Source organism: Cupriavidus sp. 01L46 (genome assembly GCF_056399905.1).
On sequence record NZ_JBFTSF010000225.1, the window covers coordinates 1 to 10,873 of the forward strand.

Annotated in this window: 11 protein-coding genes; 8 read left to right on the forward strand and 3 right to left on the reverse strand. The window is 61.5% G+C overall.

Going from position 1 to position 10,873, the window contains the following annotated elements; translation table 11 throughout:
• A partial coding sequence (locus AC1DS3_RS28670; RefSeq protein ID WP_477128422.1) for an efflux RND transporter permease subunit occupies nt 1-1,843 on the reverse strand: 1,843 nt, incomplete at its 3' end.
• A complete protein-coding gene (locus AC1DS3_RS28675) occupies nt 1,840-2,841 on the reverse strand; it encodes an efflux RND transporter periplasmic adaptor subunit (protein WP_477128423.1) in 1,002 nt (333 codons plus the stop codon). The genes AC1DS3_RS28675 and AC1DS3_RS28670, both read right to left, overlap by 4 nt.
• Nucleotides 2,842-3,420: 579 nt before the next feature.
• Here AC1DS3_RS28675 and AC1DS3_RS28680 point away from each other — a divergent pair.
• Nucleotides 3,421-4,041, forward strand: coding sequence for a TetR/AcrR family transcriptional regulator (locus AC1DS3_RS28680; protein ID WP_477128424.1), 621 nt, complete (start codon nt 3,421-3,423; stop codon nt 4,039-4,041).
• 6 nt (nt 4,042-4,047) lie between these two features.
• On the opposite strand, the gene AC1DS3_RS28685 is transcribed toward AC1DS3_RS28680, so the two are convergent.
• Nucleotides 4,048-4,695, reverse strand: a complete 648-nt coding sequence (locus AC1DS3_RS28685; protein WP_441631039.1) for a TetR/AcrR family transcriptional regulator — start codon at nt 4,693-4,695, stop codon at nt 4,048-4,050.
• Nucleotides 4,696-5,262: 567 nt separating this feature from the next.
• On the opposite strand from AC1DS3_RS28685, the gene AC1DS3_RS28690 reads away from it, so the two are divergent.
• From AC1DS3_RS28690 to AC1DS3_RS28720, 7 genes are all read left to right on the forward strand, one after another.
• On the forward strand, nt 5,263-5,901 hold the full coding sequence (locus AC1DS3_RS28690; protein ID WP_441631458.1) for a paraquat-inducible protein A: 639 nt from the start codon (nt 5,263-5,265) through the stop codon (nt 5,899-5,901).
• Nucleotides 5,898-6,572: a paraquat-inducible protein A gene (locus AC1DS3_RS28695; protein ID WP_441631037.1), complete on the forward strand. Its 675-nt coding sequence runs from the start codon at nt 5,898-5,900 to the stop codon at nt 6,570-6,572. Before AC1DS3_RS28690 ends, AC1DS3_RS28695 begins: the two co-directional genes overlap by 4 nt.
• Nucleotides 6,556-8,187 (forward strand): PqiB family protein, encoded by a 1,632-nt coding sequence (locus AC1DS3_RS28700; RefSeq protein ID WP_441631035.1) that lies wholly within the window; start codon nt 6,556-6,558, stop codon nt 8,185-8,187. The genes AC1DS3_RS28695 and AC1DS3_RS28700 overlap by 17 nt, the downstream gene beginning before the upstream one ends.
• Nucleotides 8,184-8,792 carry a PqiC family protein gene (locus AC1DS3_RS28705; protein ID WP_441631033.1) on the forward strand — a complete coding sequence of 203 codons (609 nt, stop codon included), beginning with the start codon at nt 8,184-8,186 and terminating at the stop codon, nt 8,790-8,792. Before AC1DS3_RS28700 ends, AC1DS3_RS28705 begins: the two co-directional genes overlap by 4 nt.
• A 162-nt stretch (nt 8,793-8,954) precedes the next feature.
• The gene (locus AC1DS3_RS28710; RefSeq protein ID WP_441631031.1) at nt 8,955-9,779 is read left to right on the forward strand and encodes a GntR family transcriptional regulator; all 825 of its coding nucleotides are present in this window, start codon (nt 8,955-8,957) and stop codon (nt 9,777-9,779) included.
• Nucleotides 9,780-9,946: 167 nt separating this feature from the next.
• Nucleotides 9,947-10,183: an SDR family oxidoreductase gene (locus tag AC1DS3_RS28715; protein ID WP_441631029.1), complete on the forward strand. Its 237-nt coding sequence runs from the start codon at nt 9,947-9,949 to the stop codon at nt 10,181-10,183.
• A 92-nt stretch (nt 10,184-10,275) separates the two neighbouring features.
• A complete protein-coding gene (locus AC1DS3_RS28720; protein WP_441631027.1) occupies nt 10,276-10,770 on the forward strand; it encodes a YbhB/YbcL family Raf kinase inhibitor-like protein in 495 nt (164 codons plus the stop codon).
• Nucleotides 10,771-10,873: the final 103 nt, after the last annotated feature.

Genomic DNA, 10,873 nt, shown 5'->3' on the forward strand with positions numbered 1-10,873 from the left:
TAGGCGTCTGCGCATCGAGAGGCAGGTAGAACCGTGGCGCACCGTTGCCAACAAAGCTGGTCACCGCCGCAATGTCCGGATCGCCCTTGAGCAGGCCTTCCAGCTTCTGGACCTCGCGCTGGCTCGCCTCGAAGGTCGACGCCCTCGGCATCCACAGGTCAACAATCAGTTCGGCCCGGTCGGATGCCGGAAAGAATTGCTGGGGTACTGCCTTGAACAGCACCAGTGCGCCCACGAAAGCGGCGAGCGTGATGCCGATCACCCACACGCGATGCTCCAGGCAAAAATTGATGAAGCGGCGGAACTTGACGTAGAAGCCGCGTTGGTAGACCGCCTCCTCATCATGCGACGCGTGCGCATGCTCTTTCAACAGCTTGAAGCCAATGTAGGGTGTAAAGAGGACGGCCACGATCCATGACAGCACCAGCGAAATGCCCACCACCTGGAACAGGGAGTACACATATTCGCCGGTGCCCGACTTCGCAAAGCCGACGGGAAGAAAGCCCGCAGCTGTGATCAACGTGCCCGTGAGCATCGGGAAAGCGGTGGCCGTGTACGCATATGTGGCGGCGCGGAACTTGTCCCAGCCCTGCTCGAGCTTCAGCGACATCATTTCGACGGCAATAATGGCATCGTCCACCAACAGTCCGAGCGCAATGATCAGCGCACCGAGCGAGATGCGCTGTAAGTCAATGCCCATCACGTACATCGCCAGGAATGTCATGGCCAGAACGAGCGGGATGCTGAGCGCGACAACCAGTCCGGTACGCAAGCCTAGCGACAGGAAGCTCACGACGAGCACAATGACCACAGCCTCGGCCAGACTCTTCTTGAACTCGAAGACAGAATGCTCGACGATACGTGGCTGGTCGCTGACCGCATGGATCTGCACGCCCACCGGCAGGTTGGACTCGATGCGCTTTACCGATTCGTCAAGCTTTGTGCCAAGTCGAATCACGTCACCGCCCTTGCGCATGCTCACCGCAAGTCCAATCGCCTCGCGGCCGTTGAAGCGCATCCTCGAGGTGGCAGGCTCCACAAAGCCGCGACGGACGTCTGCGATATCGCCCAGGCGGAAGGTACGTTGGCCAGCACGGATGCCGATGGCGCGAATCCCTTCGACCGAGTCAAACTCGCCACTGACAGCCAGCCGCACTTGTTCCGCGGTGGTTTGCACGGTCCCGCCTGATGTCACGGCATTGGTTTGTGCGAGCGTCGACGCGATCAATGCCGGGTCGATCCCCAGCGAGGCGAGCTTGGCGGTGGAGACTTCCACATAGATCTTCTGTTCCTGCTTGCCTACCAGATCGACCTTATTGACGTCGCCGACACGAAGGAACTCATTTCGTGCGGCGTCCGCAATCCGTCTCAGGTCGTCATAGTCGAAGCCATCGCCCGTGATGGCATAGAGGTTACCGAACGTGTCTCCGAACTCATCATTGAAGAATGGGCCCTGCGTGCCCTGTGGCAAGGTATGCCGGATGTCCTCCATCTTCTTCCGGACCTGGTACCACACATCCGGCACGGCGCCAGGTGGTACGTCTTCGCGCAGGTTGACCTTAACCTGAGTTTCTCCCGGCTTCACGTAGGTGGACGTATAGTCGATCTCCGCCACCTCTTGCAGCTTGCGCTCGATCTTGTCGGTCACCTGATCGGCCATCTGCTGCGCGGAACTCCCCGGCCAGTACGCCTGCACGACCATGGTCTTGATCGTGAACTCAGGGTCCTCCTTCTGACCCAGGCTGCTGTAGGCCAGTACGCCGGCCACGGACAACAGCAACAGCAGGAACCCGATCATCTGCTGGTGCTTCAGCGCCCATTCGGACAGGTTGATGCCTTTCACTTCACACCTCCTGCCCTGGCGACAGACACTGTCTCGGCCACTTTCACCTGCTGGCCAGGCTGCAGCATATGCACGCCGGCACTCACTACGGTCTCTCCGCCCGCAAGTCCCCCAACCACGATGACGCTGTCGTTCTGCGCGGCGCCAAGCTTGACTTCACGCGCGATCACCCGTGACGTCTTCGGGTCAACCACCCACACCTGCCGGCCATGTTCATGGTCGACAATGGCGGTCAGCGGCACGCGGACAACGCCGTTGCCGTCCACKTCCGGTGCTATGACAGACGCTGTCATGCCTAGCCGCAGGAGGTCCGGATCCGTGTCCTGAATGGAAATGCGTGCCGAGTACGTCCGCGTGACACTGTCCGCATCCGGCGCAAGCTCCCGGAGCTTGCCCGTCCAGGACTTGTCCGGATGCGCCCAGACTGTAATCTTCAGCATCGACGCCTTACGCAGTTCGTCGACTCGCGACTCCGGAATACTGATCGAGACCTCGCGTTCGCCGTCAGCCGCAACGGTAGCGATCGACTGCCCGGCCGCGACCACCTGCCCGGCTTCCGCGTTGATTGCACTGACTACGCCATCGCGGTCGGCCACGAGCGTGGTAAAACCGCGCAGGTTGGCATTCAGCTGCTGGCGCGCCTGTGCAGAACGCAGTTGTGCTTCCGCCTGGTTGAGCGCCAGCCGCTGCTGGTCCAGCTCGGCTTGCGAGGCAAAGTTCTGCGTGAGCAATTGCTCGGTACGCCGAACATCCACCCGCGCCTGGGCCACCCGGCCCCTTGCCGCATCAGCCTCCGCACCCGCCGCAGCCACCTGCAACGTCTCCTGGGTGGGGTCGAGCTGGAACAACGGCTGGCCGCGCTTGACGTGGCTGCCCACTTCCACCATGCGCGCGACGATCTTGCCGGCTGTGCGGAATCCAAGTTGACTTTCGTAACGCGCGCGAATCTCGCCTGAGTAGGTCGCGCCGACCGACCCGGCGGTACGTCCGGCGACCACTGTCCGCACCGGCCTTACGTCCGCGTGTTCAGACGCGGAGTGCGGTGTACAGGCGGCTAGCAGATGTGCCGCGATGATGATAAGAGCTGCCGCTCGATAGTTCCTGTTCAATTTCTGCCCTCCAGTAAGGTCCGTCGCTCGCCTGCGAGTCATCAGCGATCCACGCCACCGAGCCGCTCCACGGACTCGTGCTGGCGTCAGCGACGGCAGGCCTGTTAGGGCTTTCGCCCTTCCCGATAGCCCGGAATATACATCATACTGACTTACGTGTCATGATGACGTACAATTTATTTTATGCGTGGAACGGGACGACTATGACGTACCGGATTCCACATGAGACGAAKAAGGTGCGTGGCGACCACAAACAAGTGGACGCAGAGACAAGCGCTGGACGCGGAGTGACGTGATGGGCATAGACCGAAAGCGCAGGAAGTGCTCTGCGCGCGGTTATGTCGACTCATTGACCATGAGGAAGAAGACAGATCAATGACCCCGATACAGAGGAGATTGGCAGCTGATACAGAACCGCGGGAGACTCGCGACCACCGTCAGCGAGTTGCGGCGAAGCGGCGACAGCGTATGCGCTCGCTGTTGCTGAACAGTGCGATGCGCTTGATGGTAGAGAACAGCGCCGCGACGCCTTCCATCGACGACATCATCTCGGCCGCACGGGTGTCACGTGGCACGTTCTACAAGTACTTTCCGTCGTCTGAGGCGATCGTGCGGGAGCTTGTCGGGAAGATTGCTCAACAATGGGAGCGGGCCGCCGACCCCATTGTGCGCGGCCATGACGACCCGGCCGAGCACATCGCCAGGGGAATACGGCTGGCGTCGATACTTACGATACGCCAGCCGGGTGTGGCTGCAATCCTGAGCCGGCTGGGCTGGGCTGGCTACCAAGCACCGAATATGCTGGAGTTTGTCCGCAGGGACATAGAGGAAGGTGTTCGACGCAAGCGCTTCAAGCGCATGCCGACCGCCCTGGGGTTCAATATCGTTGCCGGCGCGGCAATGAGCGCAATGCATCGCATGCTTGAAACCGAATGTCGCGAAGATTTCTCGGAGCTCGYCGCCGCCGTGGCATTGCGCGCCTTAGGCGTGGAGGAAGCGGTGGCTGATGCGATATCCAAGTCGCCGCTGGATACGAGTGAAGTGCTGTTCGATGGCTTGCTCGCCGAAGCGAGCGGCGAAGTACCGTAGCGTTGGCTACGCTCGCAAGTTGGAGGGCTCGGCCATTTCGGCGAGCTTCTCCTGTGCCTTTTCGAGCAGTGATTCAGGCGGAGCGACCAGCTTTGGCAAAGGCGCGGAGGTCAACTTTGTGGAATTCGATGCAGACACGCCGAGCGACCGCAACACCGCCCGGACAATCCGCTCGGGATAATCCTTGGTCGTTTTTCCCTGGGCCATACGGTGAACGGCGATTACCCCTGCGCCTGCCACCATGTCCAACGCAACATCGGCCGAAGCCTCGTCAAACGTGCCCGTCTTCAGGCCTTCCTTGATATCCGAAGGCAGGTACTCATACACKGCACTCTTCTTGCCGACCAAGGTCAGGCCTGTGCCGGAAAGAAACTGCGCCACCACAGGATAGGATCGCGCAAGGTGCAGATACAAGCGAATACCCGTTGCAACACGCAACGCCGGGTCTTCGATATCGCCGACCACGCTCTCGATCATTTGCACCATGTCGTGACTAAGCGCTTCGCTGACAGCCGCCAGCAGATCGTCGTTGGTACGGAAGTAGTTGTAGAAGGAACCTTGTGAGACGCCAGCTGCCGCGATGACTTCCGGAATCACGCTGACTCCGATACCTCTTTGCGCAAAGACGATCATCGCGCTTTCAATGAGACGCATGCGCATCCGTGCACGCCGTTCGGCTGCAACGCGAGGGCGATGGTCTTTAAGATCAGGGGCGGCAGGCATCTTCAATTTGAGGACCTTATGTGATTGGATGATTATATCAATACGCCGCTACAACGCCGACACCGTGGCGTAGGCCACGCCCCGCCCTCCTTGATACGAACAAGCTCAGTGCCGTCCTCGGCTCGCACCGAGTGCGCAGCGTCGCGCAGTGTCTGCGCCACGACAACCAGCCGTTCGGCCGCGGCAAAGATGTCATGCGGCAGGCCATCGCGGATTCCGCAGACAACTTTCATGGACAGCGTTCTGAGGAACGATAGTGCCTGCATGCAGCTGGAAACGGTGGGACAAGGAGGCGTTCTGCAGCAGAAGTGCCCGTTGCGATCCTTATAAGATACTTATTGTCATGATGACATGTAAGTCATTTTGTAGCAGAATGCGGGAATCTCGAAAAATTCCGGTGCGCTCGACGCACTGCTTGCCTCATGCAACGAGGCCGATAGCCATCCAGGACACGACGTGCATCAGAACCACATCCCGCAGTCAGATCCACCACAAGACATGCACCGGCTGGTTGCGTGCGAGCATTGCGACGCGCTCCATATGCGCGTGGCACTGCGACCGGGCGAACGCGCCACCTGCCTGCGCTGCGGCGGTGCGCTCTATCGCAACAGTGCGCTTGCCTATCGCCGCCTGCTGCCGCTCGTGGTGACCGCTCTAATCCTGTTCATGATCTCGAACGTGTACCCGATTGTCGCTATGGAACTCAAGGGCTCGCGCATGGAGACCACGCTATGGGGCGCCGTGCAAGCACTCTACGCGCATGACATGTCGCCGGTGGCGATGCTCGTGTTCGCCACGACGATCCTGCTTCCGCTGACCGAGTTACTCATGATGTGCTACCTGCTCGTGCCAATGGCGCAGCACCGCATGCCCCCCGGATTCGACCGCCTTGTGCGCAGCATTCTCCTGACGCGGCCGTGGGGCATGATCGAGGTATTCATGATCGGCGTGCTGGTGACGGTGGTAAAGCTGTCGACCATAGCGCAGGTGCTTGCTGGCGTCGCGCTCTGGTCGTTCGGTGCCCTCGTGGTCGTACTTGCCGCCATCCTGTCCTTCGATCCGCGCGACCTGTGGCATCACCTTGATGCGCACGGTGCAGATGGCATACAAACCTGCTCGCCGGACGCCGCATCATGACCGCGACTCAATTGCCCTACGCTACCGCTGCTTCGCGCGGACTGCTGTCATGCCACGCTTGCGACCGGCTCAGCCCGATGACGCTCGAGGCCGGACCGTGTCCGCGCTGCGGCGCCGCACTGCATCATCGCAAGCCAGCCAGCGCGTCGCGCACCTTGGCTTTCCTGTTGGCCGCTTACCTTCTGTATATCCCAGCCAATCTGCTCCCGGTGATGGTGACGCAGTCAATTCTCGGTACACAGCGCGACACCATCATGTCCGGCGTGATCTATCTATGGCTGTCCGGCTCGCACATGCTGGCGCTCGTGGTGCTGATTGCCAGCATTGTTGTCCCGCTGCTGAAGATGATGATCCTGACATTGCTGCTGATATCGGTGCGCCGCAGATCGACATGGCGCATCCGAGAACAGACCCGGCTCTACGCGCTGGTCGAGGTCATCGGCCGATGGTCCATGCTCGACATCTTCGTCGTGGCGCTGCTGGCCTCGCTGGTGCAGGTCGGGGCGCTGGCCACGATTGCGCCCGGAGGCGGCGCCCTGGCCTTTGCCGCCGTTGTCGTACTGACCATGCTCGCGTCACTGAGCTTTGATCCCCGTCTGCTGTGGGATGCGCTCGAGACGTCGCCTCCCCCCATCGAATTTCCGCACTCCGATCATGCCAGAACACACTAATCATTCCCCGCCTCATGGTGTACCGCAGCCCGGGCGCAAGCCTCGCGCGCGTTGGCTACCCTCGCTCGTCTGGCTGATTCCCATCGTTGCGGCGGTAGTCGGGCTTTCGTTGCTGATCAACACGCTAGCATCGCGCGGGCCCGAGATCACCGTCACATTTCGCACCGCCGAAGGCCTGACGCCGGGCAAGACCCCCGTGCGCTACAAGGACGTCGATATCGGATTGGTCAAGACGGCACGGCTGGCAGCGGACCGTTCGCATGTGATCGCGACGATCGCGCTGACCAAGGATGCGGAGACCTTCGCCGTGGCCGACACGCGCTTCTGGGTGGTACGGCCACGCTTTGCCATGAGCGGCGTGTCGGGGCTCGAGACGCTGCTATCGGGTGCATATATCGGCGTGGATGCCGGCAAGTCAGGCGAGGTGACGCGCAGCTTCACCGGGCTCGAAGTCCCGCCGACTGTCACTGCCGACGCCTCAGGCAGGCAGTTCGTGCTGCGTGCACAAGACCTGGGCTCGCTMGACATCGGCTCGCCGGTCTACTATCGTCGCGTGCAGGTCGGCCATGTCGTAGCGTATCAACTCGAGCCGAACGGCCACGACATCACGCTGCGGGTCTTCGTCAACAAGCCCTATGACAAGCTCGTCTCCGCCGATACGCGCTTCTGGCATGCCAGCGGCGTCGACCTCAAGCTCGACGCGAACGGGCTGAAGTTGTCCACGCAGTCGCTGGTCACCGTGATGCTTGGCGGCCTAGCCTTCCAGGCGCCGGAGCACTCGACTGCGCACGCCACGGCCGCCGAGAACACCGAGTTCCTGCTTGCGGCGGACCAATCGGAAGCCATGAAGGAGCCCGAGGAACTCGCCCCCGCGCTGGCGGTCCTCAACTTCGATCAGTCCGTGCGCGGCCTGTCTCCAGGTGCGCCAGTCGATTTCCGTGGGGTGACCGTTGGGCAAGTACGCTCGATCGGCATTGAGTACCAGCGTGACAAGAAGGCCTTCCGCATGCCCGTGGTGGTGGAACTCTATCCGTCTCGCATGGGGCTGCACGAGAAAGACGTGGCTGACGACGCGCGCAAGCTCGCCATCGTGCATAGCCTGGTACAGCGCGGCATGCGTGCGCAGTTGCGCACCGGCAACCTGCTGACCGGCCAGCTATATGTGGCACTCGATTTCTTTCCGAAGGCGCCTCTGCCGGCTGATCTGGACCTGAACGGGTCGCTGCCTGAGTTCCCCACCACGCCGGGCACCTTCGACGAGCTGCAAGCCAAGCTTGGCGAGATTGTGACCAAGATTGGTAAGGTGCCGTTCGACCAGATCGGGCAGGACGCGCGCACGGCGATGTTGTCTATGAACAAAATGCTCGTCAACGCGGACAAGCTCGTGGCACAGGTCAATGGCGATGTGGCACCCGAAGTGCTCGCCGCGCTGAAGGATGTGCGCCGCACGCTCGCCACGGCCGATGGCGCGCTGGCGCCCGACGCATCGCTGCAGCAGGATACGCGTCGAATGATGCAGGAACTCACGCAAACGGCAGTCTCGCTGCGCACGCTGACCGATTATCTCGAGCGGCATCCCGAAGCACTGCTGCAAGGCAAGAGGGAAGAGAAATGATGAAACGTATGACGCTGTTTTTTACGCTGGCCGCCGCGGCCACGACCATGATGTGCGGCTGCGCGTCACCCGAGGCGCGCTACTACACGCTGGCTGCCAGTCGCTCCAACGCCGCGCCGGCCATGACAGGGCGTGCCAGCCGTAGCAGCGAACCGTTATGGATCGAGGTCACGCCGGTGCGCGTGCCCGAGCGGTTGAACCGCATTCAGCTGGTGGTGCGTGACGGCACCAGCGGGGAGGTGAAGCTGCTCGACACATCGCGCTGGACGTCCCCATTGCCCGACGAGCTACGCGATGCACTGTCGCAGCGACTGCAATCGACGCTTGACGCGGTGGATGTCTACCAGCACGGCCTGTCGGCGACGCAGCCGGCATTCCGGGTAACGACCGAGGTGGTAAACCTCGACGCCAATGTGGGCAAGTGGGCAGCGGCGACCATCGCCTGGACCGTGCGGCGACTGCCGGACGGCAAGGTTCTGAGCGGCCGCACCGAAACAGAGGTGCCCGCGCCCGGGCAGATGGAGGGCGTGGTGAATGCGTATCGGGAGATCCTCGCAGCAACCGCGGCCGATATAGCAGTCGGCGTGCGATCGCTTAGTCGCTAAATGCGCACCATTACGCATATAGCGCGATATGGCGCAGCGACCAACCCGGGATGTCGAACCGATGAGGAGTTAGTGACGTAGCCAGTGTGGACGCCTGCTCGCTAAGGGCCTGTCCCGTTCTTCTAGTGCATACTCCTATGATCTGAATGTTAGGCAATTGGAATGACGGACGATCGAACGACGGGGATTGAGAGGGCGGAGCTGTCGGCTGAACGGGGCGTTGCGCAATATCAGCGGCTCGCTTCGTTGTTGAGGTACCGGATCGCAAAGGGCGAATATCCGCTCGGCATGCTGCTGCCGCCGATCACGCAACTCGCGGCCGACCTGGGCGTGGCCGTCGTTACTGTCCGGCAGTCGTATGAGCTGCTTTCTAAAGAAGGGCTGATTCGTAGCCAGCGAGGMATCGGGACCCACGTGGCGGCCCTGCCCGCCACCACGGGCGACCTCGAACTGGCGATCAACGATCCGTTCGCCGCGCCTGAGGCGCTCGCCTTTGATGTACTCGAAGTCCGGCGCCACACCAGGGTGCCGCAGGAACTGCTCGGACCGGGCGAACAATCGAACGGCGAATACGTCTGCGTCCGCAAACTGCACACCTATTCCGGCGAACCGTTCTGCTACGCGGAGATCTATGTGTTGACCCCGGTCTTCGAAGCCTTGCCCCAGGACACCGCCAAGAACAAAAAACTACTCGCCGCGGTGCTCGATGAATTGGGCTCGCGGAGCAAACGTGTGCGACAACGCATGACCGTGATGCCGGCGGATTTTCCACTGTGCGACATGCTGAAGATCCCGTTCGCCTCACCCGTCGCGAAAATGTCACGGTGTCTTCTTGATAGCAAGGGCAGCGTGCTGTACGCAGGCGTCACTTGGTATCGGGGTGACCGCTACGTCTCAGAGATCGACATCCCCGCCTCCGCATTGAAAGCAGTACCCGCCATCACCGAACCCCAACGGCGGGCAGCTAGCGAGCGCAACCAAGGCTGAAGGCCCTCCTCGTTCAGCCTCTAGGGTAAACAAGGGGCAGAAAAACCCCCCGCAGCCTCTAACATTCCAACATTAGAATGTTAGGATATATCCAGTGACATGTAGACCCAGCAGCGCGCTGGTTCTATGCCGTCGTGAGGTCCGAAGGCAAGCGGGCTCACGACTCCATGGGACGACACGCGGAGCCGTTGGCACCCAAGGCTGGCACCGACCACGTCGTGCGCTGTGTGGCCAACGAGTTCGGCCGATTCGGTATTCGCGCCAATTCGATCTCGCCTGGCATCACTCGCACGTCGATGTCGGGTGAGGCCCTGAACATCCCCAAGATATTGCAGGCCTTCGAGGCCTGCTTTCGGCTCGGACGTATTGACACTGTGGACGACGTGGCCGAAGCGACGCTGTAGCTGGCAAGCGACGCCTGTTTTCGTCCGGCGGCCGCAGGCACCTCCAAGCGATACGGCTTTCTGATTATCGAAATCAAGTGAAAGGAAAGGGCATGAGCAACTTCACATTAACATCGCCTGAATTCAAGGATCAGGATCCATTGCAACTGGTGCATGAGTTCGATGGCTACGACGGCACCGGCCAGAACCGTTCGCCCGCGCTGCAATGGCAGGGCGCGCCGGAAGGCACCAGGAGTTTTGCGCTGACGCTGTACGACCCGGACGCGCCCACCGGCAGTGGCTTCTGGCACTGGATCCTGTTCGACATCCATTCGTCCGTCACCCAGCTCGCCGCAAGCCCGGGCCCCAGCGACGGCACTGACCTGGGCGCCAGCGGCACCCAGGCCGCCAACGACTACGGCGCCATCGGCTACGGCGGTCCGTGCCCGCCCAAGGGCTTGCCCGCGCACCGCTACATCTTCACCGTGCACGCCCTGGGCGTGCCCAAGCTGGGGTTGCCTGCCAACCCGACCAACGCTGTGGTGCGCTTCTTCATCTACCAGAACACGCTCGCCACGGCTACCCTGACCGGCCTCTACAAACGCTAGATGTCGCGGCGTGCGGCGTGCGTCGTCGCGGCAAAGGCAACATGCTGTACGCCGGCGCTATCTGGTATCGGGGTGACGGCTACGCCTCAGAGATCGTCATCCC